Here is a 26383-nt window from a genome sequence, read left to right on the forward strand (position 1 = left end):
TTTGCTCTCACGTCAGAAACTGAACCGTGATCAGTCTGCTTTGGCGCGCAGGCTGTCCCGGTAAAGCGCTTTTGCCAGCGAGATCATCATGAAGACCATGACAATGGTAAACGGCAACGCTCCGATAATCATCGCGTTCTGCAAGGCCCCAAAGGGGTTGGACGCCGTCCCGCTGTTTCCTGCGATGATCAACGCACCAATGACAGAAGTCAGGATCAACCCCCAGATAATACGGTGTTTGATCCCGGTTTCCTGCTCACCGCCGGACATAATGGTGTTCATCACCAAAATCCCCGAGTCCGCCGACGTGACCAGGAAGGTCATGATCAGTACAACACACATCACGGTGATGGCCGACAGGAAGCCACCGGAAATCATCTGCTCCAGCGTTGCAAAGAGCTTCGCCGTATTGGTTGCTCCGATGATTGCTCCTGCGGCGGAACCGTTCAGTTCCAGATCGATCGCGGTGCCGCCCAGAATGGTCATCCACAGGAAGCAAACGATCGCAGGCGCGATTACACAGCCCAGGATGAACTCACGCACCGTGCGGCCCTTGGAAATACGTGCCAAAAACAGGCCAACAAAGGGCGAGAACGCAATCCACCAGGCCCAGTAGAACGTGGTCCAGCCTGCCTGCCAGCCAAACTGACGACCGGGTTCACCGGCAGCGTAGACTGCATTTGCATCCAGCGCTGCTGCTGAGGCAGGCAGCCCTTCGGTGAAGCCGCCCAGCGACCCCCACGGCGATGTTGCCGAACCGTAGACCGCGCTTAGATCTTCCGCGGGCAGAGCCTGTGCAGCCTCCGGCAGAGCTGCGGCAAAGGCCTCAGTTGATTGCGGGCCATAGGCACCAAAGGACATTTGGGTGAAATGAAGGATGTAATCCACCAACCCGCTGCCGAATTTGGTCATCGCAAAGAAGAAGGAGCCGAAGAACACAAAGGTCAGCAGCAGAATGACCGACAGCACAAGGTTCAGGTTAGAGAGGTATTTGATCCCGCGACCCACGCCTGACACGGCTGACAGGATCGACAGTCCCATGATCACAAAGAGAGCCGACAGCAGGCCCACAGTGCTGGGCTTCGGGGCTTCGGTATCGCCGTTCATCAGCCATTCCATACCCGAGACCGCATAAACACCATCGACAAACTGGCTGACGCCAAACCCAATGGTGACCGAAACGCCCAGGATCGTGGCAACCACACCCAGCACATCAACCAGATGGCCAACGAAGCCGTTTGCAGCCTTACCCAGCAATGGCGTCAACGCCGAGCGAATAGTCAGCGGCATATCGCGCGTGTAGGCGTAGTAGGCCAGCGACAGACCGGTCAGCACATAGATCGCCCAGGCATGGAACCCGTAATGCAGGAAGGTATAGCGATAGGCAGATTGCACCGCTTCCTCGCTGTTGGCTGCCACGGCACCGGACAGAACAACCGGGTTCGATCCCCAAAGGCCCAACGGCTCAGCCGTTGCGAAAACCATCAAACCAACGCCCAGACCAGCGCCGAACATCATTGAGAACCAAGAGAAATTGGAAAACTCAGGCGCGGCATCCGCCGGACCCAGTTTTTTGCTCCCCGTGGCAGGCAAGATTGCCAGCACAAACAGGAAAAAGGCAAACGCCCCTACTGAAATGATATAGAACGCGTTGAAACCATTCAGCAATTCACTGTTGACCCAAGACAGAATGCCGCTGGCCTTGCTGGGCCAGACCAAGGCCCAGAGGACCAGCGCTGTCATGATGATCTTACTGATCAATGCGATAGGAAGGCTGTGGCCTTCGTAGAACCCGGATGGAGCCGTTTCGATCTCCAACTCGGTAAATGGTGGCTTGATTGACATGATCGTTCCCTGATGAGTGTGGCGCGTCGTTTTTTGTCGATCCCCGTCTCACCCTGACGCTCAGGTGGCGGGTTGGTCTTCGCCCACACGAAGGAACCGCGCAGGCTTCAATTGAATGATAATGGACTGCAGGCGACTTCGGAAAATGCGCGCGCCCCCTTGGCAACGGTGCATCCCTTCGGCGTTGCCAGAATGACAGTTCCGGTTGTTCTCCCTTTCCTCTGCCATCCCCGGCGCGGCGTCACCATACATTTGGCCAAGACTAACCAAATACAGCGCGTCAGGCACTTCGAATAAAATGTAGTGAACTTCAGATTATCTAAATCCACCACGACACGCGGTGAATGATCAGCCAGTCAAAGGCATGATGAATGCAATTTTCGACCGCGACAGCAGCCGAAAGCGACAGATTTGACGTTTCAAGCAGCAAATCCCGCTAACGAATACGTTGCAGCCGACCGTCTCTCCTGCACCACTGTAGGCCAGGAGGCTCGACCGCTACGCTAACGCGTCGCGAAAATCAGACGGATACACCCACCAAAAGATCCGCCCTGCTGACGTCATTGCGGCCACCAGCCAATGTGACACGGCCCTGGCGAAGAACCACAAACCGATCTGCCAACTCGTAGGCAAAGTCAAAATACTGCTCTACCAACACAATCGCCATCTCACCTTCAGTCCGCAAATGCCGGATGACCTCACCGATCTGCTGGATAATATTCGGCTGGATGCCCTCTGTCGGCTCATCAAGCAATAGCAGTTTTGGTCGCGTGATCAGCGCCCTGGCGATGGCAAGCTGCTGTTGTTGCCCCCCCGACAGATCCCCACCACGCCGGTGCCGCATATCACGGAGCACAGGGAACAACTCATAGATCTTATCCGGAACGTGGCGCTCAGCCTGTGGCAGGCACCCAAAGCCAGTTTCGAGATTTTCCAGAACCGTCAGGAGCGGAAAAATCTCCCGCCCTTGCGGCACATAGGCAATCCCACTTCTTGCCAACTGATGTGCCGAGGCGGCGCCCAAAGATTGGCCGTCCAACTCAATGATACCGCCGGACCGCGCATGGCGCCCAGCAATCGCTTTCATCAGGCTGGTTTTGCCAACGCCATTTGTTCCCATAACACAGGCCACCTCCCCACGAGGCACCTCCATCGAGATCCCATGCAGAACCTGAGAATGACCATAGTGCAGAGTTACATCGTCAAGTTTTAACATCGCTCAGCGCCCCAGATAAACATCGATAACTGCTTGGTCAGCAGTCACATGGTCCAACGATCCTTCAGCCAGAACCGCGCCCTCGTGCAGCACGGTGACCCGGCAATTCAGTCTTCGGACGAAATCCATATCGTGCTCCACGACCACCACCGCGCGCGTTTTAGCCGCCGCAACCAAAATTGCTGTGGTCTGTTCCCGTTCTTCCAGCGTCATGCCTGCGGCAGGCTCATCCACCAACAATAGGCGCGGCTCCTGTGCCAGCAACATGCCAATCTCCAGCCACTGTTTCTGGCCGTGGCTCAACTCCCCAGCCCGACGCTGCAGTGCATTGCTCAAGCCGACCTCGCCTGCCAGTTCTTCGATCCGGGTCAGGTGCGACCGGACTGGGCGGTACCGCAATACGGCAAGTGGGCGGCGATCCGCTTTGAGCGCAAGCAGTAGATTTTCCTGAACTGTCTGTTCTTCAAAGACCGTTGGTTTCTGGAATTTCCGCCCAATGCCTTCACGGGCAATACGCGCTTCTGAACGGGTAAACACTGACCGTCGGCTCCCATCCCAGATGATGCTACCACTGTCCGGCGCTGTTTTTCCGGTGACGATATCCATGAACGTTGTCTTGCCCGCACCGTTCGGACCGATGATCGCGCGCAGCTCAGCCCGACCGATCCGAAACGACAGATTATTGATTGCACGAAACCCATCAAAGCTGACGGAGACACCCGATACTTCCAGAAGAGGATTCATGATTTTGCCTTCTCTGTGCTGGGTGACATCTCGGTCGTGCGGCGCTGCTGAACCAGGTCGACCAAACCACCAATCCCTTTGGGGGCGAATAAGGTCACCAGAACAAACCCCAGCCCCAGAACAACCTGCCACCAATCGACCCAGCGCACAGTAAACAGTCCGAGATCAACATCCGGAGCCTGCCCGCCTGTGAACCAACTGGACAGCAGCGATACAAAGACCGCACCAATCACCGCACCGTAGAGCCGACCCCGCCCGCCAATCGCGACCCAGACCGCCAGATAGATGGAGGCGATCGGCGCCATTTCGGCTGGATTGATAATCCCCGCCTGCGGATAATAGAGCGCACCAGCGATACCCGCGACGCAGGCCGTCCCTGTGAACATCACCAGTTTGTATCCCTCAACGGAATATCCAAGGAACCTCACCCGGGTTTCATTGTCGCGAATGGCGCGCAAAACGGAGCCAAATTTTCCACCGACCACCCAGGCCGCGATCACATAGCCCAGTCCCAGCACGAGAGCCGACGCCCAGAAGAACCAGATCGAGATCAACGACTGCGGCACCTCAGCTAATCCTGGCAAATTCTGCAATCCGCTCAACCCGTTGTTGCCGCGCAAACCGCTGTCGTTCTGAAACAGATACAGCGCCAGCGCCAAGGTCATCGCTTGGGTCAGGATCGACAGGTATACACCGGTCACCCGACTGCGAAAGGCGAGCCAACCGAAGGTCAGCGCCAACACACCGGGAACAGCCACAACCAAGAAAAGTTGCAGAAGCAAGCTGTCGGCAAAGGCCCAGACCAGCGGGAAACTGTCACCGCCAACGACACCGAAAATCTGATGCGCAACCGCATCTCGTATTTCAGTTTCAGTTGGCGGCAGCACAGCGTCAGACAGCGACGCCAGCACCGTGTCCCGGGTCCGCTCATACATCAGCCACATGCCGATCATATATCCGCCCAACCCGAAGAAGGCGAAATGACCAAGACTCAGAATTCCTACATAACCCCAGATCAAATCCATCGCGATGGCAACCAGGCAGAGGCAAAGTGTTTTTCCCAATGTCTTGATCAGTGAGGTTGAGACGACCCCAATCCCCAAGCCTTCGGACAACAGGGTGACGCCCAGCGTAAACAGGGCAAGGATCGTGACGAAGATCAGGACAGACGGGTTTCGGGCAATGAAGCTACGTTGCATGGATCAATCTCCCGCCGCGCGCCCGCGCAGGGCAACAATCCCACGCGGCCTGAATTGAATGAAGATAATGATCAACACGATCATGTAGGTCTGCGCAGCAAGCGTATTGGAGGGGTTGAGCCATTCGATCCCCTTCTGGGAGAAGCCAATCATCACAGCGCCCGCCAGGGTCCCCCAGATACTGCCGACCCCGCCGACAACCACCGTCATGAAACTCTGCACGATGTAATCGTTGCCCAGCTCCGATGTGACCTTCGCAAACAATCCGATCGCCACGCCCGCAATCCCCGCAATGCCTGACCCCAGACCAAAGGTAAGCATATTCACACGGTCCGGATTGATTCCCATTGAGGCCGCCATAGTGCGGTTCTGTGTTACTGCCCGTGTTTCTAATCCCAGGCGTGTGCGACGGATGATGAACAAAAGCAGCGCGAGAAAGCCCAGCGCGAGACCAAAAATCGCAATGCGGATATAGCTGATCGACACCACATCATTCACGATCCACGCGCCATCGAGCCAGCCCGGTGCGGTCAGCGGACGCGCTTGTGTGCCAAAGGTGTTCTTGGCCAGCTGTTGCAGCGCAATCGAAATGCCGAAAGTAGCGAGCAGTGTTTCCAGAGGGCGGTCGTAGAGCCATCGGATCACCAACCGCTCCATCGCAATCCCCGCACCAAAGGTGACAGAAAACGCAGCGGGGATCGCCACCAGAATGGAAAGCGTGTGATCCGGGATCACCAGCTGGATCACGTAACCAGTGTAGGCGCCCATCATGATGAACTCACCATGCGCCATATTGATAACCCCCATCACGCCAAAGGTGATCGCCAACCCAATGGCTGCGAGGAAATAAATGGAAGCCAGCGATATTGCATCCAATGCCAGATCCGCCGCCTTATGGAAGGCAACCTTGCGGTTGCTCCGTGCCAGCGCCGTCTCCGCTGCATTGGTCACGGCAGAAGAGGCCTCATTATAGATATCGACAAACCGGTAACGGGCAACAGTGTCGGCCATTTCCGGCAATGTGGGACCAAGACGCACCACCCCTGCCGCAGCCAGCTTGCCATATGCACTCCGCCGCGTGGCCATATCCGAGAGTTGCGCCAGAGGAATTCCTGCCACACGCCCGTCAACAATATGTGCCTCTAGCGCCTGTCTGATCTCGTCGCTTTGCAACTGCGGTTCGGCGAACCCTCTGGCAACCAACACAGCATAGGCGTCGGCTTGGCTAAAGTCCTGACCGATACGACGTTCTGCCGCGACATTTCCTGTTGCTAGCTCTCCCTCAGGAAGAATCTGCAACGAGGTGTCCAGCAGCGGGTTCAGGGCCGCGCGCACATCAACACCCAGATCGCCCGACATGTCTTCGATTGCGGCGACACGGGCCTTGGGATCATTGTCAAATCGGATGGTCAGCAAGCGCTCCTGACGCTGCTTTAAAACGCGCAGGTCCTCGTCGGCTTCGCTGAGGATCGACGCCCGCAGAGGCTCCAGCGCTTTTGCCGACGGATCCCGCCCAATTGAGGTGACCGCAGCCCTGCGGATCGCAGCCACCGGATCGTTCAGTTGGAACCGTACAAGAGCGGTGCCAATCAGGGCGCGCACGCCAGAATTGGGTTTGATCTGTTTGAGATCTGCTGTGCCAACAACCCCGACCACAGCTCCACTGTCCAGATCCGTCAGTTCATAACGACTATCTCCCCTCGTATCGCCCCGAAAGAAAAGCCCATCCGACTTGCGCATGACCAGTTTTTTGCTCTGCCACAGCTGCAAAAGCGTCTGCACCTCGTCCAAACCACTCTGCGCGACCGCATCAATGGCGGGTTGAATTGTCCGCCGTGAACTGGCGGTGATAAGGTCAGACTGTGACTGAAGAAGTTGCTGAAGGGGCGCATTTGACGTCGTTGATACCTCGGTTTGAGGCAACTCCAACGTCGGCATCGTCTGGGCCATGGCAGCAAGGCAGCCCCACAGGACAAGCAGACCAGCGGCAAAAAACCGTGTCATAATAGAGGTCATTTCCATTGAAAGAGAGCAAGTTGGAAGGGGTGCCCCCCTTCCTTTGGTTCCTGCGAAATCAGTAGTTGGACAATGTCTGTACGCAGCTCTTGGTCTCGGTATTGTACATTCCGCAGCCAAGATCCTTCCAGTCCGAGGTCAAAACCGCAGATTCAGGAAGAAAATCCGTCCAAGCATCACCGGGCACCTCTTCGGTCTGGCTGATGATATCGAATTGGCCGTTGTCCAGAATTTCGCCAATCAGAACCGGCTTGGCGAGGTGATGGTTAGGCAGCATGACAGCTGTACCGCCTGTCAGGTTCGGAAACTCCTGCCCATACATCGCAGTTCGTACAGCATCGACATCAGTGCTGCCCGCTTCTGTGGCAGCATTCACCCACATATTGAAACCGATGTAGTGGGCTTCCATGGGGTCATTCGTGACGCGTGCATCACCCATGCGCGCCTTCCATTTCTCCACAAAAGCGCTGTTGGCCTCTCCATCAGCGGACTGGAAGTAATTCCAAGCGGCCAGATGTCCGACAAGGTTGGAGGTATCCAGGCCCGACAGCTCTTCCTCACCCACGGAGAAGGCCACCACAGGGATATCATCCGCACTGATACCAGCCGCCGCCAGTTCCTTATAAAAGCCGATGTTCGCATCGCCATTAATGGTGGAGATCACGCCAACTTTCTTACCGTCCGCGCCCAAGGCAACGACATCCGCGACAATCTTTGACCAATCGGAATGACCGAACGGTGTGTAGTTCACAAAGATATCGCTCTCCGCGACCCCCTTCTGGTCCAGGTAACTGGCTAGAATATTGTTGGTCGTCCGCGGATAGACGTAATCTGTGCCGAGCAACGCAAACTTCTCAACACCAAGCTCTTCCAGGAAATAATCCGTTGCCGGGATCGCCTGCTGGTTCGGTGCCGCGCCCGTATAGAACACATTACGCGAGCTTTCCTCACCCTCATATTGCACCGGGTAAAACAGCAGACCGTTCAACTCTTCGATCACTGGCAACACTGACTTCCGGCTTACCGAGGTCCAGTTGCCAAAAATCACATCCACCTCGTGCACGCTTAGCAGTTCACGGGCTTTCTCCGCAAACAGCGGCCAGTTCGACGCAGGATCAACGACAACCGGCTCCAGCTCACATCCCAGCACGCCACCCTTGGCGTTCTGCTCTTCGAGCAGCATCAGCATGGTATCCTTCAGAGTCGTTTCAGAGATTGCCATCGTACCGGACAACGAGTGCAGGACGCCCACCTTGATCGGGCAATCTGCAGCAAAGGCCCCGGTTCCAATCGTCGTCATCGCCAATGCCACAACGGTGGCCTTCGTTACCGAAACAGATTTTCGGGTGATCATATAGTCTCTCCTCGCCGGAACGACGGTGGATCCCTTGCGCCGGGGCGCCGGATTTCCTACCTGTACCGGGCAGCTTCGTGTTGCATCCGTGTGGCGGCTGGCGAGATCGCAAATTCCTCCGGTCGTCACACATCCACAGTCTCTCTGGGTCATGCCCTTGTGGATGGACCCAGCATTCTGCATCGCAGAAAATTTCGCAAACGCGTCGAGAAAATCACGTAGCGCCAACCATGTGCGCGCCTGTTTTTTCATCATCAATCCAGCAATTGGCCTCTATTTTGCGCAGGGCTTGGCGCAGAATGCCGAATAGCTCGCTTTGCGCTGGCGGTGGGTCTGCGCTGTGATGAAATCAGCGGCATGACGCCCAGACCTTCATCTCAACGCCAGCAATCGTCTTGGCCCGACCATGCCTGTGAACTGCCTGTAACCCGGTACCAGCAAGCCAAAACAGCGCCTGCCGCATCAATACAATCAGCTCCCCCACGCGCCGTTGGAGATATCTCAGTCTCAACCAAGCGGCGTGGCAGCGCATCAGTCCTGGCCGACCTCCGGCAGGTTGGATCGCTGAAGCTCTTGTTTCCGCGTACCAGTGACACTGCGCTGCAGGGAGTGATCGTCAATACCGCAGGCGGTGTGACAGGTGGTGATAAACTCAATCTGAATGCCACTGCCCGCGCCGGGACATCACTGACACTCACCACCCAGGCCGCCGAACGCGCCTATCGTGCGCAGCCCGGACAGATGGGCATGGTCCGCAACGCGCTCAGCGTTGAACCCCGGGCCAGCCTCGCTTGGCTTCCTCAGGAAACAATCCTGTTTCAGGACTGCAACCTGGACCGAAGCCTCACCGTTGATCTGAACGCACACTCCCGCCTTTTGTTGTGTGAAACGCTGGTATTTGGGCGGGCCGCCATGGGCGAGAAACTAACCAAAGCCCACCTTAATGATCGCATCGACATTCGTCGCGCCGGGCACCCCCTGTTCCTGGATACGATACGTCTGCAGGGCGATGTCGCCGCACATCTGGCCAAACCTGCAACGGCCGGTGGCGCAGGCGCCATTGCGACTCTGGTATATGTCGCGCCCGATGCCCAAGGCAGGCTTGCTCCTTTACGTGCACAACTCGGCCCTACTGCCGGTGCCAGCCTAATCGGCGATGATCTTTTGATCCTGCGTGCCCTCGCTCCCGACAGTTTTGCCTTGCGCCAGTTACTGCTGCCGATCCTCAGCAATCTGCACGGCGCCCCTCTTCCCCGACCCTGGATGATCTGACATGAATCTGACCCCACGTGAAAAAGACAAGCTTTTGATTTCCATGGCCGCAGAGGTGGCCCGGCGGCGCCTCTCGCGCGGTGTAAAACTGAACCATCCCGAAGCCATAGCGCTGATAACAGACGCGGTGGTCGAGGGGGCACGCGACGGTAGATCCGTCGCGGACATGATGGAAGCGGGCGCACAGGTCATCACTCGCGACGACTGTATGACGGGCGTTGCCGAGATGATCCACGACATCCAGGTCGAAGCGACCTTCCGCGATGGAACCAAGCTTGTCACCGTCCACAACCCCATTCGCTGATCCACATTCAGGAGATCTAAACCCATGACACTACGCCCTGCATTGTTCTCTCTCTTGCTACTGATCGGCAGCCCTGCCCTCGCCCATAGCGGCGCACATATTCACCCCCACGGCGCGGAGACATGGCTTCTGGCAGCCTTACTCGCGACCGTGGTCATTGGCTGTGCAAGCCTTCTGTGGCGACGCAAATGATCGCCGGCGAACTCTTCCCCGCTTCGGGCCATCTGGAGCAGAACCCGGATCGCCCCGTTACCCGTCTGATGGTTGCAAACACCGGCGATCGACCGGTTCAAGTAGGATCGCACTACCACTTTGCCGAGGCAAACCCGGCGCTCGACTTTGACAGGGATGCCGCACGCGGCCAGCGTCTTGATATTGCAGCGGGCACAGCCGTGCGGTTCGAACCAGGCCAGCGCCGCGAAGTGCAGCTGATCCCGATATCCGGCGCACGGCGCATCTTTGGCTTCAACGCCGCCATCATGGGAGACCTCTGATGCCTTCCCAAATCACACGCGCCGATTTTGCGGCAATGTTTGGCCCAACGGTGGGCGACCGCCTGCGTCTGGCAGACACTGATCTCATCATTGAGGTGGAGCGCGACCTGATCGCCGAAGCCAGCGGCGACGGCAAGGCGCTAAGCTATGGGGAAGAGGTGAAATTCGGCGGGGGCAAGGTGATCCGCGACGGCATGGGCCAATCACAGGCCAGCCGCGCCGAGGGGGCGGTCGACACGGTCATCACCAATGCGCTGATCGTGGACCATAGCGGCATCTACAAGGCCGATGTCGGCCTGAAAGACGGGCGCATCGCTGCAATTGGCAAGGCAGGCAACCCGGACACACAACCCGGTGTCACGATCATCATCGGACCGGGAACCGAAATCATCGCAGGAGAAGGACGGATCCTGACCGCAGGTGGTTTTGACAGCCACATCCACTTTATCTGCCCTCAACAGATCGAAGAGGCGCTGCATTCCGGGCTGACAACCATGCTGGGCGGCGGCACCGGACCAGCGCATGGGACCCTCGCCACGACCTGCACGCCGGGACCATGGCACATCGGACGTATGCTGCAGGCGGCTGACGCCTTTCCCATGAACATGGCCTTTGCAGGCAAGGGCAACGCCTCTCAGCCCCGCGCACTGGAAGAGCAGATCACCGCAGGTGCCTGCGCGATGAAATTGCACGAAGACTGGGGGACCACCCCCGCTGCCATTGATTGCTGTCTCTCTGTCGCAGACGCGATGGACGTGCAGGTGATGATCCACACCGACACACTGAATGAATCTGGCTTTGTGGAACATACCGTTGCAGCGCTGAAGGGGCGCACCATCCATGCCTTCCATACCGAGGGCGCAGGTGGCGGTCATGCGCCAGATATCATTAAAATCTGCGGAGAGGCACATGTTCTGCCCTCCTCCACCAATCCCACACGCCCGTTCACCGTCAACACCATCGAAGAGCATCTGGATATGCTGATGGTCTGTCATCACCTCGACAAATCGATCCCCGAAGACGTCGCTTTCGCTGAAAGCCGAATCCGCCGCGAAACCATCGCCGCAGAGGATATCCTGCATGATATGGGCGCCTTTTCGATCATCGCATCAGACAGTCAGGCCATGGGCCGTGTCGGCGAAGTCCTGATCCGCACCTGGCAAACTGCCGACAAGATGAAAAAGCAACGGGGGCGCCTGCCGGAAGAGACCGGCGAAAACGACAACTTCCGCGTCCGCCGCTATATTGCAAAATACACCATCAACCCCGCCATTGCCCACGGTATTGCCCATGAGATCGGCAGTATCGAAGTCGGAAAACGGGCTGATCTTGTTTTGTGGGACCCGGCGTTCTTTGGCGTGAAGCCAGAGATGGTTCTACTTGGTGGATCTATCGCCATGGCGCAGATGGGCGATCCCAATGCCTCCATCCCCACACCACAGCCAGTCTATTCACGCCAGATGTTCGCGGCCTTCGGACGCTCGGTGGAAAACTCTTCCGTCACCTTTGTATCAGAGGCAGCAGAAGCAGGCGGAATTGGCCAACACCTTGGCCTCGCCAAACAGACCTGCGCGGTCAGGAACACGCGCAACATTGGTAAATCTGATCTGAAACTCAACACCGCCCTGCCAGAGATCAAGGTCGACCCGGAAACCTATGAGGTCCGTGCAGATGGCGAACTTCTGACCTGTGCCCCGGCCGACGACCTACCGATGGCGCAGCGCTATTTTCTATTCTGACGGAGTTCTCGGATGTCCCTCCCCCTAAGCCAACACAAAATCCATGCGCATGATACAGAAGACCAGATCACCCTAAGCTATGAGGATCGGTTCCTACGGCGCAAAGTACTGACCAGCGATAGCGGTCTGCGGTTTCTGGCCGATTTTCGATCTACGCAATCGCTTGATGCAGGGGACGCCTTTGTGCTGGAAGACGGACGCAAAATCGGTGTTCGCCCGGCAGATGAGGCGCTTCTGGAAGTGACAGGCGACCACATCCTCCGTCTGGCCTGGCATATTGGTAACCGTCACATGCCCTGCCAGATAGAGGCCAATCGCCTGCTGATCCAGCGCGACCATGTAATCCGCGACATGCTACAGAAACTCGGTGCAGCATTGCGCGATGTAGTGGAGCCGTTCACCCCCGAGGGCGGAGCATACGGACATGGCCGCACCTATAGCCATTCTCACTCTCATTCACATGACGACGGGCACGGGCACTCCCATGCCCACTGATGCGCAATTGCTGACCCTGGCGCAGTGGTTTTCGCCCGGATATCCGGTGGGTGCGTTCAGCTACTCGCACGGGTTGGAATGGGCCGTAACCTCCGCTGCGGTCAGTACAGCAACCGACTTGCAGGACTGGATCGCAACGGTTCTACGGAACGGCGGAGGCTGGTCTGATGCACTGTTCCTCGCTGCGACCTATCACGCCCCGTCTCCTGACGCCGTGGCGCAGATCGACGCTCAGTGCCGCGCCTATGCACCATCCCTGGAACGCCTGCGCGAAACCGACCTCCAGGGCGCGGCGTTTGGCCAGATCACCCGTAGCGTATGGCCGGAAACGGACCAGAACGGCATACCCGCCAAACTCACTTACCCTGTCGCTGTCGGCTTTGCAGCAATCTGCTTTTCAATGCCCTTGCAAGCAACCATCGCGCTGTATCTGCAAGCCTTTGCCGCGAACCTTGTGGCGGCAGGTCAGCGCCTCGCCCCTATCGGGCAAAGCGCGGCGCAGGCAACCCTCCATGCCCTAGCACCGCTCTGCCAGGAAATCGCAGAACAAACCCGCGATGGTGACCTACAGCGCCTGTCCTCTACCAGCTTCCTTGCCGACATTGCCGCAATGAAACACGAAACTCAGCATTCAAGGATCTTTCGCACATGACCACTCTCAACGGGCCCCTGCGTATTGGAATTGGCGGACCGGTCGGCGCAGGCAAAACCACTCTGACTGCTGCGCTGAGCGAGGTTTTTCGCGACAGCCACTCCATCGCGGTGATCACCAATGACATCTACACACAGGAAGACGCCGAGGCGCTGATGCGCCAGCAGATCCTGCCACAAGACCGGATTCTGGGAGTCGAAACCGGCGGCTGTCCCCATACCGCTATTCGCGAAGACGCGTCCATCAACCTTGGTGCTGTGGCCGAGCTGCGCGAACGCCATCCTGATCTTGAACTCATCCTGATCGAAAGCGGTGGTGATAACCTATCGGCTACATTCAGCCCCGAGCTCGCCGATCTGACAATCTATGTGATTGATGTTGCCGCAGGAGAAGAAATCCCACGCAAAGGCGGTCCTGCAATCACTCGCTCGGACATTCTGATCATCAACAAAACAGATCTGGCGCCTCATGTCGGCGCGGATCTCTCAGTGATGGAGCGTGATGCGAAACGCATGCGAAACGAACGCCCCTTTATCTTTGCCAACCTAAAGGCCCGCGACGGTATCGACGCCATCCACACGCTGGTCTGCGACTTGGGTGGTCTCGACTAATGTAGCGAAGAGGTCCTTCACAAACCCAGTCACGCCGCCGGGCTTCAACCTGCGCATCTTTTTTGAAAGCTCGTCACCGCCCCAGGTCAAGACGCAACATTCGCAAGCATAGGAGATCCGCACCAAGCGGACTTCGATGCGGCGGCCGCAGTCAAACCGGGCCATACACCGAAGTGTCATGCCGCAAGTGCCGGTCCGTCCTGAACGGTCCGGCATAACAGTGCTATTTGATCGGGCGGTTGGCGTTCCTGTCCGGCCTTCTCGGTTTTGATCGTGGCGCTTGGAATTCACATGTGAGCAAAGGTTGACATCGGAAAAGACCACAACAGTCAACGAACAAGAACAGGCGCCACAAGGTCCGCAATGCGACCTGACCCGCGCCGGGACGGGTGAACGCGATCCCTGGAGAAAAGCGAGAGATCGTCAGGTCGGAACACCGAATCCAAGTCCAAAACGGTCACCCCCTGATCTGCTGCCGCCATGCGATCCAAGCGCCTCTCCAATATCCGGTATGGCGCAACACAGGTTGTCCCAGCGTATCGCGGAGCAGTGTAGTAATCCAACCAGACCACGCGGGGTCCACGGCGGCGCAGTTCTGCGACCAGCTCAGGAATTGCCCCCCTCGTTCCGCTCTCAGAGATCAGCCGATCAAGCACGTTGTCGCAGACCCTGCAGCTACATCCGCTTCCGCTCAGGTCATTGGCGCCGCCGTTCAACACCACCCAATCTGCTTCAACTTCGTTCAGCTGAGAGGGAATATTCAACGCCCCACCACCCCCGATAAGCCGTGCAAATGACAGCGAGACATCGCCCACCGGCTCTCTGAGGCGCCTCTCCAGCTCATCTGCTACCGCCCCACCACCGCTGCGGTTCCAGGCCATGATAGAGTCCCCAGCCACAACGATACGCGCTTCATCGGGCACGCTCCGCCCACAAGCACAAAGCAGCAGAATGCTCAAAATCATCAAGTGTTTCATGTTGCTGACGTAATACGGTTGGGCTCAGGATCAAACCGGCACAACATGGCGACGTCAGTTCTGCCTTCATCGACGCATGAGTAGGTGAACAACCTGCCGTTGCAACAGCTATTTACCTTTGATTTTGACCGTGTAAGATGGCCTGACACCCTTGGGTGGTGGTGGAAATGGAGCCGCGCGGCGAACCTGTGCAAGAGCAATGTTGTCTAGTTTTGACGAGCCCGAACTTTTGGCAATGCGGGCGGAGCCGAGAGCGCCGCTGCCGGTGATCGTGAACCGAACCAGCGCTGCCCCGCGGATGTTGACCCGCTGACGTTTGGCGCGCATCACCCGCCGCAGAACCTTTCCGCGGTAATTGTCTGCGGTCGCATTGCCCTGCTGTTTGGCCGTGCCCGGGGATGTCTGAGCCTGCCCAGAATGCTTTGGGGCGGTGCCTGACTGAGTTCCCGCCAGAGTGTTCTGCTCCGCATTGTTCCCACGCTTTTGCACTCTTGTGGGTTTGGGCCGAGGCTTCGGTTCCGGTTTGGCGTCCGGCAGTGGCTCAAGCACCTCCGGTTTTGGTGCCGCAGTTGCCGTTTCAGGTTGACGTGGTTCTGACAATTTCTCCGACTGGATCGGCTCGGCCTCAAGAGCCGGTAAGATCGGAACGGCGCCGGGCGGCGGGGTTTGCACGGCAGATTGTACGGCTTCTACCACAACCTTCTCAACCTGCGGTGATAACGTGGTTGCAGTAGGAACAGCGGCTATGTCTGCATCCGGCAACTCCTTGGCATCAATCGGCGCATCCACACCTTGCACCAAATCGGCAAAGGCAAAGCCCTGGGCGGCGAGACCAGTATTCCCACCGCTGAGTTCGGCCTTTTCAGGAACACTCAGCTGCGCCATGCCCGCATGGCCCGCTGCGGCCACGAACAGGGCGAACACGCCGATGAGCCGGGAGTGTGGGACTGTCATGGCAACGCTCTTTCGGAAACCAGCAGCACGTTTTGAGCGCCGGCAGCGCGCAACGCGTTGCCCAGTTTGACCAGATCCCGGGCCGGCAGATCGCGATCCGGTACGATCCGCACCTCGGCGCGCTCCTCTTCGGTCAGCATCGCAGCATATGTGGCGGCATCTGCCAGCACCTTGCCGCGCAGGGTGAGCCTGCAATCAGCATGCACCACTAAGGCATCCGGTGGTTCCCGCCCCTCCAGGTCCTTGGCCTCAATCAGCGTGACATCTTTGTCGAGTGGCACCGCCAAGGTGCCCGCGATCATGAAGAAGATCAGCATCAGAAAAACAATGTTAATCAGCGCAATCGTCGGTTCCTTCTGCCTCGCTTTATGTGGCCGGATACGCATCATCCCAGCACCACAGCTTGGAGGTCAGCCACCTGGCGCAACTGCGAGAGCAGATCGACCAGACGTTGTGAGGACGCCCCCTCGCCTGGGCTAATCAAAACCAGGTGGCCATCACCGGCTTGTGGCTGCAGGCGGATCAGATCGGCAATGCGACTAAGGTCGGCGGGCTGTGCGTTCAAGGTCAGGCTGTCTTCCCCAAGCTTGATAAACAGCATCTGCCGCTCTGCGGCGTCAGCTCCGCGTCCCGCCGCTATCAGTTCAATCTCGCCGAACTTTGAAAAAGTTGACGTCAGCATGAAGAACAGAAGCAGCAGAAAAATAACATCGATGAGCGAGGTCATCGAGAGCCTGCCACGACCCGCGCTGTGCAGTTTAAGTGCCATGCGCCACCTGAGGCCGGGTCTGGGCTGTCGGGGCAAAGATGGTGCGCAGAGCACGATTGGCAAAGACCCTCTCGCGCTGCATGCGGGCGGTGAGCCAGCTGAGCACAAGTGAGGTGGGCATTGCGACAGCCAACCCTGCCGCAGTGGTCAGCAGCGCCACCCAGATGCCGCCCGCAAGCAGTGAAGGGTCAACTGACGAGCCCGCCGACTGCAGTTCTTGAAACGCCTCAATCATGCCGATCACCGTACCGAAAAGCCCAAGCAGAGGTGCCAGCTGTGCCACCATGTCTAATGTTCCCAATCCGCGTTCCAACTGGGAGAAGCTTTCCTCTGCTTCGGCGTCGGCACGCTCGGCCAGCATTGTGTCTTGCGGACCTGAGAGGGCCAGCCGTATCACCGGGACCAAATAGGAGTGGCTATGGCCCAGCTTATTGAGGGCAGCCTCACCTTCACCGCGATCCCAGGCTGCGACTGCAGCGGCCAGCGCCGTATGCTGCCCAACGCGGGCAGAGCGATATTGCCAGATCTTGTAGAGGATCAGTGCAGTGGTCAGCACCGAAACTGCCAGCAAAAGCAACACAACCGGTCCGCCTAATTCCAGCACCTTGGAAAGGGCATCCTGAACGAATGTCATCCTGCCAGCTCCATCACCTTGCTGCTCAGCACCAGCCCGCGGCTGCAGGCCCCATCTGGGAGCCCGTCGCCGGTGCAGGTATCAGCACCGTTGATCAGGACCCGGCTGATACCTGCACAGGTGTGAGGAAACTGGAACTGCCGCACGCGCAGGCGCCCGGCAGGCAGATCCTGAAAATCGAGAAGCGTAAGCCGCGCCACTTGTCCCTGATCATCGAACAAGACGGTCTCATAGACCGCCTTGCCGATGTCCGCCTTGTGGCCATTTTGCACAACAAAGGACATTTTACAGGCCTGGCCGACCGGTTCGGCGTCACTCAGCTCGATGGTGACCCCTGTTTTGTCGGGCTCTTGCGCTGCGGCGCCACTTGCTGCTGCCAGCACAGCGGCCAGCAGCAGGGGTTTTCCGGTTTTCAATCCAAGTGTCATGGAACACCTCTCGATTTGCCTTTAGGATCAGAAGGTTTTGGAAACCGTCAGCTTGAAATTGCGCCCGGCCGCAGCACGGGTTGAGAGTTGGGTCTGATACTGTTTGTCAAAAACGTTCTCGACGCCTAACCGGATTTCGGTCCCTTCAAGCATGCCGTTTTGCGGCCGGAAGGTCGCGCGCAGGTTATTGACTCCGTAACCTGGCAATGGACCGCTGCCATTGATGGCATTTGTACTTTCTGCAGCCACCACTTCCCAGCTCAGATCCAGCGTGTCGTTGAACCGTTTGCCAACTGTCAGCGCAGCAGAACCAACCGGAGCCAAAGTATACTCTGACACAGTGCCATCCGGGCGACGTTGTTCACCATCTGCAACGGTTCCGTTCAGGTCGAAATAGAGACCGTTCGCCATGCCGTAAGACGCTTCGACTTCGAAGCCGTCGACATCCACCTGTGTCAGCACATCGCCGGCAACCCGGACATCGCTCAGGTTGGTGTCATAGTAGTTGACCTTAAAGGCCAACTGGTCGCCGGAGGTAAAGACATCTTGATTCTGATAGGAAAAACCAGCCTCATAGGTGGTCCCAATTTCCGGCACCCAGACCGAAGGATCCTTGTCCAACCGGTCAATGATCGGGAGAACTTCAGTGTATGCGGCGCTCGCAAAGACGGCAAAACCGCTGTCGAACTCATAGCGCGCCGATAGCCCGCCCATCAGAGCATCATTCTTGATCTCACCGTTATAGGGATCAGTCGCCCCGGGAGACACAGTGTCCGTGCCTTTCAGGTCCTGCGTTTCATAGCGCAGGGCAGGGGTCAGCGTGAAACGGTCACCAAACTGAATGTCGTCCACTGCAAACAGCGCGACCCTGCGGTCGGTGCCACCAGGGGCCGAATTCGCATCAAGGCGTTCACGATTTGTGATCTCCAGACCAAGCCGCAGATCGTGGGAGGCAATGCCGGTGTCAAAATAGCTGGTATTCTTCAGCTGCAGTTTGGTGGTTTTATAGTTGTGATCCGCGTTCAACAGGTCTGACACAGAGGCATCACAGCCCGGGAAACCAGCGCAGCTGCCAACAACATACGTGCTGTCGATGTCCTGTTCCGCATAGGTCAGTGTCGCCTCAAAATGGATGAGGTCGTTGTCAACCGCATCGAATTCGTAACGCAGTCCTGCGGTCCGGCTATCTGTGATCCGATCCACATCGCCAAAGTAGAACCCACCACCGGAGGACGCGCCCAGAATGTCATAGGGCACGCTGTTGTCGTCCGAATGGGTAACATTATACCAGGCACTCAGGGCGTGTTCGCGGGAATCTCCGAACGTGTAGCGACCCTTCGCCAGATAGGAATAGTTACGGAAGCCACTATTTGCGGTTTCAACACCATTACCATTGTCATAGGAGTCATTGTCGCGGACTGTGTAGTTCAGAAGAAATTCCAGATCCTCTGTTGGCTGCACAGCCAGAATGGAGGATGACGCCCATCCGGTGCCGTTAGACTGTGCTTCCAGAGTTTGCCGGAAGCGCGTGCCGATTTCGCCGCCGGTGAAGTCAGATGCATCCTTGGTTTCCAGCTGTACGACACCACCGACAACGCCGGATCCATACTCATAGCTGCCAACGGTTCCGCGGATGACCGAGATTTCCCTATAGAGTGCCGGATCTGTGAATAGCTGGTTGCCGATCCGATAGATCTCTTCGCCGCCAGTGGTCGCCCCATCAATGGTGATCAACACGCGTGGGTTGGATCCATAGGTCCCGTCAGCGCCAAAGCCACGGATCGAAATGCCGGAAGACTGCGGGGTGGTGCCATTCACCAGTGTCACGCCTGGTACGGACTCAACCAATTGGGCAATTGTTGCCGCTTGCCGGTCGTCGATTTCCTCTTGGTTGATAACGGTGAGCGGCACCCCGGTGTCGGTCTGCACCTCGCGCTTGCCTGCGCCCAGCTCAATCGTCCCAAGAAAATCGCCGTCTTCCGCAATATCCTGTGCCGCCAAGCTGTTTGCACTGGCTAGCAGGCCCAACACAGATACGGTGCTCAGCAACCGCCATCCCTTTTGGTATTTCCCCATCTCGCGTCCCTTCGCATTAGTCTAGTTCTGTGAACCAAATGCTTGCGGCGGGGCTGGCCTGGTCGTTTGTCTGATAGATCTGGTGGAATCATAAATTCCGCTTGTGTCTGTTATTAAAGCTGATAAAATCAGTCAACAAATTTAATGCACCGTAAAATGCGGTGGCCAGCTCTCGTGCGGCTCGTGCCGCCGCTGCCAGCCTCTTCTAGGACCTCTTAGTAGAAAGGGCTGCGATGACCGCCTCAACTATGACACCAGCAGCGATCCGTGCGGCGCGCGCAGAGCATGCAAACCTGAGAGATCGTGATTTTGCCGACAAATTCGGCATTGCCGAAGGCCAGCTGGTGGCGGCCTATGTCGGTGAAGGCGTCTCGCGCATTCAGGCCAGCCCGGATGAAATCATGCCCCGACTTGCGCCACTGGGTGAGGTTATGGCCCTGACCCGCAACCCATCCTGTGTGATCGAAAAGGTTGGCATCTACGAAAACTATCATTCAGGCCAGCACGCATCGATGATCCTCAATGATGCAATTGATCTGCGCTTCTTTCCCCGGCATTTCGTCTCAGCTTTTGCGGTGGAACGCGAAACGGACAAGGGCACCAAGCGGTCAATTCAGATCTTTGATGCAGCTGGAGACGCTGTTCACAAGGTACATCTGCGCGAGACCTCGGATGTGGATGCCTGGCAGCGGTTGGTTGAAGAATTGACTCTGGAGGAACAGAGTCAGGAACTGGCCGTAGAGCCGCGCAAACCGACAGAAGCTGCAAAAGCAAACCCGGAAAAAGCAGACATCCTGCGCGCTGAATGGGCAAAGATGACGGATACCCATCAGTTCATGCGGCTGACATCGAAGCTGAAGATGAATCGACTGGGCGCCTACCGCATTGCGGGGGAACCGCTGGCTCGCAAGCTGGACCCGGCTGAGGTCAATAAGATGTTGTTCGCGGTGCAGGATCAGGAACTCGAAGTTATGTTCTTTGTCGGGAATATGGGATGCATCGAAATCCATGGTGGCCCGATCCGCAATCTGCGTGAAATGGGTCCATGGCAAAATGTCCTCGACCCCGGGTTTGATCTACATCTGCGCATGGACCACATCGCTGAGGTTTGGGCGGTGACCAAGCCCACCCAGCGCGGAGACGCGGTGTCCGTCGAAGCCTTTGATGCCGAGGGCGGCATTATCTTTCAGGTCTTTGGCCGTCGGACCGAAGCCAAAGATCACCGACCGGAATGGAATGCCATCGTTGAAAACCTGACTTCCTTTGCTATGAAAGAACCTGCGTGATGTCTGTATTCAGCCGTCTGTTCTTGGGGCTTAATCTGCTGATGGCAGGGCTGCTAATCGGCAGTATTGCCTTGGCAGAGACGCCCAAACGCATCGTCTCTGTCGGGGGCTCGGTGACCGAAATCATCTACGCTCTTGGTCAGCAGGATCGGCTGATCGGTCGCGACCGAACCTCCTCCTACCCTGCGGCTGCATTGGCTTTGCCGGATATCGGGTACGCGCGGGCATTGTCCCCTGAAGGCGTGCTGTCGGTTGCCCCGGACATGATTATTGCGATTGAAGGCGCTGGCCCGCCTGAAACGCTGGACGTCCTCAAAAACGCGCAGGTTGACTACGTTTCGGTGCCAGAGATCTTTTCCGCAGATGGTATCACGGCCAAAATTCGCACCGTTGGTGCGGCGTTGGGCAAAGAGGCCGACGCCGAAGCATTGGCGCAGAAGGTTACACAAGACCTCAGATCCGCAGAAGCAGACGCGGCATCGGTTGCCGGAGAACATCCCAAAAAGGTGCTGTTCATTCTGTCAACACGCGGCGGCAGGATCATGGCGGGTGGTGCAAACTCGGCGGCTGACGGCATCATCCGAATGGCTGGCGCCGTTAATGCAGTGACGGAATTCGACGGGTATAAGCCGATGACCGACGAAGCTGTCTCGAAGGCTGCGCCGGATGTGATCCTGATGATGGATCGCGGCGGCGACCATGGCGCCGCGATCAGTGACTTGCTCGCTTTGCCCTCAATAGCGCCGACCCCCGCAGCTCAGAATGGCAAAGTGGTTCGCATGAACGGCTTGCATCTGCTTGGCTTTGGGCCTCGCACCGCCTCCGCAGTAACTGAACTCAATCAGGCACTCTACAGCGAGGCAGACTGACATGTCGCTCGCTGTAGATGCGCCTGAAACCGGTGTCACACCGGGGGGCGCTATTGACCGCCGGGTACAGGCCCGGAGACTGACTGTTGCCTTGGCTTTGCTGCTGGTAGTGATGTCGGTTTTGTCCTTGGCCTGGGGGGCATCAGGCACATCGCTTTGGGGGGCACTGCGGGATCTGGCGACCGGACGCGACCTGTCGCGACTGGATCAGATTGTTCTGTTCGATATCCGCTTACCACGTCTGTTCTTGGGTATTTTGGTTGGGTCGGCGCTCGCTGTTTCCGGCGCTGTGATGCAGGGGCTGTTTCGCAACCCTCTTGCGGATCCCGGGATTGTCGGTGTCAGCGCTGGCGCAGGTTTGGCCGCGATCTGTGCAATTGTGTTGGGCGCATTTCTGCCTGCCATGCTGCGCGATGCGATTGGCAGCTACCTTGTCCCCATCGCCGCATTTCTCGGCGGCTGGGCATCTACGCTCATTCTGTACCGTGTCTCGACACGCAGGGGGCAAACCTCAGTCGCCACGATGCTGCTGGCAGGCATCGCTCTGGGTGCACTTTCAGGGGCTCTGTCGGGAATTCTGGTCTACATCGCAGATGACAACCAATTGCGCGATCTGACATTCTGGGGCATGGGATCACTGGCTGGTGCAACCTGGTCAAAAGTTCTGGCGGCATCTCCAATCATCGGCGCCGCCCTGCTGGCCCTGCCAGCCTTGTCGCGCGGCCTGAACGGGCTGGCGCTGGGAGAAGCGGCGGCGGGGCATATCGGTATTCCTGTGCAACGGGTCAAAAATATCGCAATCCTCATAGTCGCGAGTGCCACCGGAGCCTCCGTTGCGGTCTCCGGCGGCATCGGATTTATCGGCATCGTCGTTCCACATCTCCTGCGCCTGGCCAGCGGACCGGACCACCACAGCCTGCTGCCGAATGCTGCCCTCTTGGGCGCCTCCCTGCTGCTGGCAGCGGATATGATCTCGCGGGTGATCATTGCCCCAGCCGAGCTTCCGATTGGCATTATCACAGCCGTGCTGGGCGCACCGGTGTTCCTGTGGATCTTGCTGCGCCGCTTCGGCAGCACGGGCCTGTGAGCGGAGAACCTGATGGAAGCTTTTGACATTACGGTCAAACTTGGCCACCGCACGATTTTGCATGGCATCGACTTTGCAGCGCGGCCAGGTGAGGTGACGGCAATCGCAGGCCCAAACGGCTCCGGCAAAACCACACTCCTGAGGGCAATGACCGGCGAGGTTCCCTTTGTCGGTCGGGTCTTGATAAACGGCCAGGACACTGCAGCGATGAAACCCTGGGAGTTGGCCGCGATCCGGGCCGTCCAACCGCAATCCGCCGCAATCGCATTTCCCTTCACAGTGATCGAAATCGTAAGGCTGGGGCTATCCGCAGGTCTGGCAGCCGCGGACACGGAGCTACCGCTCAGGGCGCTGGAACAGGTCGATCTGGGCGGGTTTGCAAACCGGTTCTATCAAGATCTCTCTGGCGGCGAACAGCAGCGCGTACAGCTGGCCCGGGTGATGACCCAAGTCTGGGAGCCGGTGGTAGAGGGCATCCCGCGTTGGCTTATTCTGGATGAACCTGTGGCCAGCCTTGATATCGGTCATCAGTTCACAGTGATGGATCTGGCGCGTAACTATGCAGCGCGCGGTGGCGGTGTTGTCGCGGTGATGCACGATCTGAACCTGACCGCGATGTATGCCGACCAGATCACCCTGATCCATGCCGGAAACGTCGCCGCCAAGGGCGCACCGCAGGAGGTTCTGACCAGCCGAACTTTGGAACAGGCCTATGGTTGCCCAGTCCCGGTCAACAGTTTGCCCCCCTCCGGTGTGCCCTTCCTTCTGCCACAGGCACGCCAGATCTGAGCAGCGAATCTGCCCCTCTCACAGGAGGGAAGATATCCACTCACACATTGTGATGTATTATATAAATTTCACTGCCAATAAAAATGGCGACCCCGGCAGGATTCGAACCTGCAACCTGCCCCTTAGGAGGGGGCTGCTCTATCCAGTTGAGCCACGGGGCCTGATCCGGGCCAGCCTGTTTACGCGATAGCAAACCCGTCATGGCAAGACAATCCTGAGGAATTGGATTTCGCGGCAGCCGTCCCCATTGTGCAGCCTGCGCTGTCTGCGCTAACCTAACGGGAACAACAATGTGAGGCCATCGACGTGACAACGGACAACAAGCGCCCGCTCACTCTTCGTGACGTATCCGAAGCCACCGGGGTGTCAGAAATGACCGTCAGTCGCGTATTGCGCAACCGGGGCGATGTGTCGGAAAAAACCCGCCAGAAGGTGCTGAGCGCGGCCAAGGAACTGGGCTATGTCCCCAACAAGATTGCAGGCGCGCTGGCCTCCAACCGGGTCAATCTGGTGGCGGTCATCATCCCGTCGCTCTCCAACATGGTTTTTCCCGAGGTGCTGACCGGTATCAATTCGGTTCTGGAAAATACCGATCTGCAGCCGGTTGTGGGTGTCACTGACTATCAGCCGGAGAAAGAGGAGAAAGTCCTCTACGAGATGCTTTCCTGGCGGCCCTCGGGCGTCATCATTGCGGGTCTCGAACATACTGAGGCCGCGCGCGCTATGCTCAATGCGTCAGGCATTCCGGTGGTTGAGGTGATGGACACCGATGGCAAGCCGGTGGATGCGATGGTTGGTATTTCGCATCGGCGCGCAGGCCGAGAGATGGCGAAGGCGATCCTGAAGGCCGGCTATCGCAATATCGGCTTCATGGGCACCAAAATGCCGCTGGACCACCGCGCGCGCAAACGCTTTGAAGGCTTCACCGAAGCCCTCGCCAAGGAAGGCGTGGAGATCATGGATCGCGCGTTCTACTCCGGAGGCTCTGCGCTGGCGAAGGGCCGGGAGATGACACAGGAGATGCTGGACCGCTCACCCGAGCTGGATTTCCTCTACTATTCCAACGACATGATCGGTGCCGGTGGAATGCTCTACCTGATGGATCAGAAGATCGACATCCCCGGTCAAATCGGACTTGCCGGCTTCAACGGGGTCGAACTATTGCAGGGGCTGCCACGTCAGCTGGCAACGATGGATGCCTGCCGCTTGGAAATCGGGCGCAAGGCGGCAGAGATCATTGCCGCCCAACTCGACAATCCGGATGCCGAGATCGAAAAGCACGTGACCCTGACGCCCACGATCACCTTTGGCGACACGCTCAAGCGGCGCTGATGGCTGTCGCGCGGCTGGACAACCGGGCCGCGCGGCGGCTGTTCATGGATCGCCATGCCCTGTTGGAGCAACCCAGCGGGCCAGCCAAGGGTGATGCACTGCTGGAGCTGATAACCCGGCTTGGTTTTGTGCAGCTGGACAGCATCAACACAGTGGCCCGCGCCCATGACATGATCCTGTTCTCACGCAGGCCCAGCTATCGGCCTGCGGCGCTGAAACGGCTTTATGAGCAGGATCACAACCTGTTCGAGCATTGGACCCATGACGCCGCTGTCCTTCCAATGGAATTCTACCCGCACTGGCATCTGCGGTTTCAGCGCGATGCCGAGGTGCTGCGCAAGAGATACCGCAACTGGCGCCGCGACGGGTACGAGGCGAAGTTCCAGCATGTGCTGGATCATATTCGCGACTATGGCGCGGTCAGTTCGTCGGATGTGGGCAAGGATGAGAAGAAAGGCACCGGCGGCTGGTGGGACTGGCACCCATCAAAAACCGCGTTGGAATACCTCTGGCGGTCCGGCGCACTGGCGGTTGTGGGGCGCAGCGGCTTTCAGAAACGCTATGATCTGAGCGAACGGGTCATCGACGCTCGTCACCTCCCCGCGCAAGGCTCCCCCGAACCAGAAGAAACACTGGACTGGCTCTGCAACGCGGCGCTGGACCGACTCGGCTTTGCCACCTCCGGGGAGCTGGCAGCCTTCTGGGCCACGGCCTCCCCAACGGAATGCGCCGCGTGGTGCAAACAGGCGCTGGCGGATGGGCAGATTGAACCGGTCGATGTCATGCTGGCGGACGGGCGCAGCCGCCGGGTCTTTGCCCGCCCCGGTGCTGTCGAACAGGCCGCCGCGCTGCCGCCACCACCCGGCCGCATGCGTTTCCTCAGCCCCTTTGATCCGGCCCTGCGGGATCGCAAGCGCGCCGAAGGGCTGTTTGGGTTTCACTACCGGATTGAGGTTTTCACCCCAGCCGCCAAACGCCGCTACGGCTATTATGTCTTCCCCCTGATGGAAGGCGACCGTCTGGTGGGGCGTATCGACATGAAGGCACACCGCCAGTCCGGGGATCTCGCAGGCGATCTGCATGTCACTGCGCTTTGGCCAGAGCGGGGCGTCAAATGGTCTCCGGCACGGCAAAACCGGCTGGAGGCCGAGCTGGAACGGACCCGCCGTTTCACCGACATGGAACGGGTGTCATTTGCGGATGGCTGGCAACGCGAACCGCTCTGACATCGGCTCTAATAT

27 protein-coding genes and 1 tRNA gene are annotated in these 26383 nt (G+C 58.1%); 14 read left to right on the forward strand and 14 right to left on the reverse strand.

Features of this window, described 5'->3' with window-relative positions; all coding sequences use genetic code 11:
* Positions 1–30 precede the first annotated feature (30 nt).
* The 6 genes from GAL_RS16760 to urtA form a co-directional block, all read right to left on the reverse strand.
* A complete protein-coding gene (locus tag GAL_RS16760; RefSeq protein WP_024098747.1) occupies positions 31–1845 on the reverse strand; it encodes a BCCT family transporter in 1815 nt (604 codons plus the stop codon).
* Between the two features lie 520 nt (positions 1846–2365).
* Positions 2366–3061: an urea ABC transporter ATP-binding subunit UrtE gene (urtE, locus tag GAL_RS16765; RefSeq protein WP_024098748.1), complete on the reverse strand. Its 696-nt coding sequence runs from the start codon at positions 3059–3061 to the stop codon at positions 2366–2368.
* 3 nt (positions 3062–3064) lie between these two features.
* Positions 3065–3805 (reverse strand): urea ABC transporter ATP-binding protein UrtD, encoded by a 741-nt coding sequence (gene urtD / locus GAL_RS16770; protein ID WP_024098749.1) that lies wholly within the window; start codon positions 3803–3805, stop codon positions 3065–3067.
* Positions 3802–5004, reverse strand: coding sequence for an urea ABC transporter permease subunit UrtC (gene urtC / locus GAL_RS16775; RefSeq protein WP_024098750.1), 1203 nt, complete (start codon positions 5002–5004; stop codon positions 3802–3804). Before urtC ends, urtD begins: the two co-directional genes overlap by 4 nt.
* A 3-nt stretch (positions 5005–5007) precedes the next feature.
* Positions 5008–7008, reverse strand: coding sequence for an urea ABC transporter permease subunit UrtB (urtB, locus tag GAL_RS16780; protein ID WP_040104337.1), 2001 nt, complete (start codon positions 7006–7008; stop codon positions 5008–5010).
* Positions 7009–7078: 70 nt separating this feature from the next.
* Entirely contained in the window at positions 7079–8374 is a 1296-nt protein-coding gene (gene urtA / locus GAL_RS16785) for an urea ABC transporter substrate-binding protein (protein ID WP_024098752.1), read from the reverse strand.
* Positions 8375–8947: 573 nt separating this feature from the next.
* On the opposite strand from urtA, the gene GAL_RS16790 reads away from it, so the two are divergent.
* The 8 genes from GAL_RS16790 to ureG are packed head-to-tail and all read left to right on the forward strand — an operon-like array spanning position 8948 to position 13941.
* The gene (locus GAL_RS16790; RefSeq protein ID WP_024098753.1) at positions 8948–9646 is read left to right on the forward strand and encodes an urease accessory protein UreD; all 699 of its coding nucleotides are present in this window, start codon (positions 8948–8950) and stop codon (positions 9644–9646) included.
* Between the two features lies 1 nt (position 9647).
* Positions 9648–9950, forward strand: coding sequence for an urease subunit gamma (locus GAL_RS16795; protein WP_024098754.1), 303 nt, complete (start codon positions 9648–9650; stop codon positions 9948–9950).
* A gap of 24 nt (positions 9951–9974) precedes the next feature.
* Positions 9975–10142, forward strand: a complete 168-nt coding sequence (locus GAL_RS22550; RefSeq protein WP_024098755.1) for a hypothetical protein — start codon at positions 9975–9977, stop codon at positions 10140–10142.
* Positions 10139–10444, forward strand: coding sequence for an urease subunit beta (locus GAL_RS16800; protein WP_024098756.1), 306 nt, complete (start codon positions 10139–10141; stop codon positions 10442–10444). Before GAL_RS22550 ends, GAL_RS16800 begins: the two co-directional genes overlap by 4 nt.
* Positions 10444–12183, forward strand: coding sequence for an urease subunit alpha (gene ureC / locus GAL_RS16805; RefSeq protein WP_024098757.1), 1740 nt, complete (start codon positions 10444–10446; stop codon positions 12181–12183). Before GAL_RS16800 ends, ureC begins: the two co-directional genes overlap by 1 nt.
* 12 nt (positions 12184–12195) lie before the next feature.
* Entirely contained in the window at positions 12196–12678 is a 483-nt protein-coding gene (locus GAL_RS16810; RefSeq protein ID WP_024098758.1) for an urease accessory protein UreE, read from the forward strand.
* On the forward strand, positions 12668–13330 hold the full coding sequence (locus tag GAL_RS16815; protein ID WP_040104313.1) for an urease accessory protein UreF: 663 nt from the start codon (positions 12668–12670) through the stop codon (positions 13328–13330). Before GAL_RS16810 ends, GAL_RS16815 begins: the two co-directional genes overlap by 11 nt.
* On the forward strand, positions 13327–13941 hold the full coding sequence (gene ureG / locus GAL_RS16820) for an urease accessory protein UreG (RefSeq protein WP_024098760.1): 615 nt from the start codon (positions 13327–13329) through the stop codon (positions 13939–13941). Before GAL_RS16815 ends, ureG begins: the two co-directional genes overlap by 4 nt.
* A 329-nt stretch (positions 13942–14270) precedes the next feature.
* Here the strand turns inward: ureG and GAL_RS16825 are convergent, their stop codons facing one another.
* From GAL_RS16825 to GAL_RS16855, 7 genes are all read right to left on the reverse strand, one after another.
* The gene (locus tag GAL_RS16825) at positions 14271–14918 is read right to left on the reverse strand and encodes an SGNH/GDSL hydrolase family protein (RefSeq protein ID WP_024098762.1); all 648 of its coding nucleotides are present in this window, start codon (positions 14916–14918) and stop codon (positions 14271–14273) included.
* A 108-nt stretch (positions 14919–15026) separates the two neighbouring features.
* Complete coding sequence (locus GAL_RS21980) at positions 15027–15872, reverse strand: energy transducer TonB family protein (protein WP_024098763.1); 846 nt, start codon at positions 15870–15872, stop codon at positions 15027–15029.
* A complete protein-coding gene (locus GAL_RS16835) occupies positions 15869–16258 on the reverse strand; it encodes an ExbD/TolR family protein (RefSeq protein ID WP_040104334.1) in 390 nt (129 codons plus the stop codon). Before GAL_RS16835 ends, GAL_RS21980 begins: the two co-directional genes overlap by 4 nt.
* Entirely contained in the window at positions 16258–16641 is a 384-nt protein-coding gene (locus tag GAL_RS16840) for an ExbD/TolR family protein (protein WP_024098765.1), read from the reverse strand. The genes GAL_RS16835 and GAL_RS16840 overlap by 1 nt, the downstream gene beginning before the upstream one ends.
* Positions 16631–17275 carry a MotA/TolQ/ExbB proton channel family protein gene (locus GAL_RS16845; RefSeq protein WP_024098766.1) on the reverse strand — a complete coding sequence of 215 codons (645 nt, stop codon included), beginning with the start codon at positions 17273–17275 and terminating at the stop codon, positions 16631–16633. Before GAL_RS16845 ends, GAL_RS16840 begins: the two co-directional genes overlap by 11 nt.
* On the reverse strand, positions 17272–17703 hold the full coding sequence (locus tag GAL_RS16850) for a hypothetical protein (protein WP_024098767.1): 432 nt from the start codon (positions 17701–17703) through the stop codon (positions 17272–17274). Before GAL_RS16850 ends, GAL_RS16845 begins: the two co-directional genes overlap by 4 nt.
* 27 nt (positions 17704–17730) lie before the next feature.
* Positions 17731–19779 carry a TonB-dependent receptor domain-containing protein gene (locus GAL_RS16855; RefSeq protein WP_024098768.1) on the reverse strand — a complete coding sequence of 683 codons (2049 nt, stop codon included), beginning with the start codon at positions 19777–19779 and terminating at the stop codon, positions 17731–17733.
* A 233-nt stretch (positions 19780–20012) separates the two neighbouring features.
* On the opposite strand from GAL_RS16855, the gene GAL_RS16860 reads away from it, so the two are divergent.
* The 4 genes from GAL_RS16860 to GAL_RS16875 are packed head-to-tail and all read left to right on the forward strand — an operon-like array spanning position 20013 to position 23810.
* Positions 20013–21065, forward strand: a complete 1053-nt coding sequence (locus GAL_RS16860) for a hemin-degrading factor (protein ID WP_024098769.1) — start codon at positions 20013–20015, stop codon at positions 21063–21065.
* Positions 21065–21934: a heme/hemin ABC transporter substrate-binding protein gene (locus GAL_RS16865; protein ID WP_024098770.1), complete on the forward strand. Its 870-nt coding sequence runs from the start codon at positions 21065–21067 to the stop codon at positions 21932–21934. The genes GAL_RS16860 and GAL_RS16865 overlap by 1 nt, the downstream gene beginning before the upstream one ends.
* A gap of 1 nt (position 21935) precedes the next feature.
* Positions 21936–23021 (forward strand): FecCD family ABC transporter permease, encoded by a 1086-nt coding sequence (locus GAL_RS16870; protein ID WP_024098771.1) that lies wholly within the window; start codon positions 21936–21938, stop codon positions 23019–23021.
* Positions 23022–23033: 12 nt separating this feature from the next.
* Positions 23034–23810, forward strand: a complete 777-nt coding sequence (locus GAL_RS16875; protein WP_024098772.1) for a heme ABC transporter ATP-binding protein — start codon at positions 23034–23036, stop codon at positions 23808–23810.
* An 84-nt stretch (positions 23811–23894) separates the two neighbouring features.
* Here the strand turns inward: GAL_RS16875 and GAL_RS16880 are convergent.
* A tRNA-Arg gene (locus GAL_RS16880) sits at positions 23895–23971 on the reverse strand.
* Between the two features lie 145 nt (positions 23972–24116).
* Between GAL_RS16880 and GAL_RS16885 the strand changes: the two genes are divergently transcribed.
* Positions 24117–25142 carry a LacI family DNA-binding transcriptional regulator gene (locus GAL_RS16885; protein WP_014881441.1) on the forward strand — a complete coding sequence of 342 codons (1026 nt, stop codon included), beginning with the start codon at positions 24117–24119 and terminating at the stop codon, positions 25140–25142.
* Positions 25142–26368 carry a winged helix-turn-helix domain-containing protein gene (locus tag GAL_RS16890; RefSeq protein WP_024098773.1) on the forward strand — a complete coding sequence of 409 codons (1227 nt, stop codon included), beginning with the start codon at positions 25142–25144 and terminating at the stop codon, positions 26366–26368. The genes GAL_RS16885 and GAL_RS16890 overlap by 1 nt, the downstream gene beginning before the upstream one ends.
* The last annotated feature ends 15 nt before the right edge of the window (positions 26369–26383 follow it).

It is taken from the genome of Phaeobacter gallaeciensis DSM 26640 (assembly GCF_000511385.1).
Lineage (GTDB): Bacteria > Pseudomonadota > Alphaproteobacteria > Rhodobacterales > Rhodobacteraceae > Phaeobacter > Phaeobacter gallaeciensis.

What these genes read in the sequence shown, in the direction of transcription:
- GAL_RS16800 (WP_024098756.1), top strand. Translation starts at nt 10,139, where the DNA reads ATGATCGCCGGCGAACTCTTCCCCGCTTCGGGCCATCTGGAGCAGAAC.
- GAL_RS16855 (WP_024098768.1), bottom strand. Translation starts at nt 19,779, where the DNA reads ATGGGGAAATACCAAAAGGGATGGCGGTTGCTGAGCACCGTATCTGTG.
- urtE (WP_024098748.1), bottom strand. Translation starts at nt 3,061, where the DNA reads ATGTTAAAACTTGACGATGTAACTCTGCACTATGGTCATTCTCAGGTT.
- urtA (WP_024098752.1), bottom strand. Translation starts at nt 8,374, where the DNA reads ATGATCACCCGAAAATCTGTTTCGGTAACGAAGGCCACCGTTGTGGCA.
- GAL_RS21980 (WP_024098763.1), bottom strand. Translation starts at nt 15,872, where the DNA reads ATGACAGTCCCACACTCCCGGCTCATCGGCGTGTTCGCCCTGTTCGTG.
- GAL_RS16890 (WP_024098773.1), top strand. Translation starts at nt 25,142, where the DNA reads ATGGCTGTCGCGCGGCTGGACAACCGGGCCGCGCGGCGGCTGTTCATG.
- ureC (WP_024098757.1), top strand. Translation starts at nt 10,444, where the DNA reads ATGCCTTCCCAAATCACACGCGCCGATTTTGCGGCAATGTTTGGCCCA.
- GAL_RS22550 (WP_024098755.1), top strand. Translation starts at nt 9,975, where the DNA reads ATGACACTACGCCCTGCATTGTTCTCTCTCTTGCTACTGATCGGCAGC.
- urtD (WP_024098749.1), bottom strand. Translation starts at nt 3,805, where the DNA reads ATGAATCCTCTTCTGGAAGTATCGGGTGTCTCCGTCAGCTTTGATGGG.
- GAL_RS16865 (WP_024098770.1), top strand. Translation starts at nt 21,065, where the DNA reads ATGTCTGTATTCAGCCGTCTGTTCTTGGGGCTTAATCTGCTGATGGCA.
- GAL_RS16810 (WP_024098758.1), top strand. Translation starts at nt 12,196, where the DNA reads ATGTCCCTCCCCCTAAGCCAACACAAAATCCATGCGCATGATACAGAA.
- urtB (WP_040104337.1), bottom strand. Translation starts at nt 7,008, where the DNA reads ATGACACGGTTTTTTGCCGCTGGTCTGCTTGTCCTGTGGGGCTGCCTT.
- GAL_RS16825 (WP_024098762.1), bottom strand. Translation starts at nt 14,918, where the DNA reads ATGAAACACTTGATGATTTTGAGCATTCTGCTGCTTTGTGCTTGTGGG.
- GAL_RS16795 (WP_024098754.1), top strand. Translation starts at nt 9,648, where the DNA reads ATGAATCTGACCCCACGTGAAAAAGACAAGCTTTTGATTTCCATGGCC.
- GAL_RS16835 (WP_040104334.1), bottom strand. Translation starts at nt 16,258, where the DNA reads ATGCGTATCCGGCCACATAAAGCGAGGCAGAAGGAACCGACGATTGCG.
- GAL_RS16760 (WP_024098747.1), bottom strand. Translation starts at nt 1,845, where the DNA reads ATGTCAATCAAGCCACCATTTACCGAGTTGGAGATCGAAACGGCTCCA.
- GAL_RS16860 (WP_024098769.1), top strand. Translation starts at nt 20,013, where the DNA reads ATGACCGCCTCAACTATGACACCAGCAGCGATCCGTGCGGCGCGCGCA.
- urtC (WP_024098750.1), bottom strand. Translation starts at nt 5,004, where the DNA reads ATGCAACGTAGCTTCATTGCCCGAAACCCGTCTGTCCTGATCTTCGTC.
- GAL_RS16850 (WP_024098767.1), bottom strand. Translation starts at nt 17,703, where the DNA reads ATGACACTTGGATTGAAAACCGGAAAACCCCTGCTGCTGGCCGCTGTG.
- GAL_RS16840 (WP_024098765.1), bottom strand. Translation starts at nt 16,641, where the DNA reads ATGGCACTTAAACTGCACAGCGCGGGTCGTGGCAGGCTCTCGATGACC.
- GAL_RS16815 (WP_040104313.1), top strand. Translation starts at nt 12,668, where the DNA reads ATGCCCACTGATGCGCAATTGCTGACCCTGGCGCAGTGGTTTTCGCCC.
- GAL_RS16875 (WP_024098772.1), top strand. Translation starts at nt 23,034, where the DNA reads ATGGAAGCTTTTGACATTACGGTCAAACTTGGCCACCGCACGATTTTG.
- GAL_RS16845 (WP_024098766.1), bottom strand. Translation starts at nt 17,275, where the DNA reads ATGACATTCGTTCAGGATGCCCTTTCCAAGGTGCTGGAATTAGGCGGA.
- GAL_RS16870 (WP_024098771.1), top strand. Translation starts at nt 21,936, where the DNA reads ATGTCGCTCGCTGTAGATGCGCCTGAAACCGGTGTCACACCGGGGGGC.
- ureG (WP_024098760.1), top strand. Translation starts at nt 13,327, where the DNA reads ATGACCACTCTCAACGGGCCCCTGCGTATTGGAATTGGCGGACCGGTC.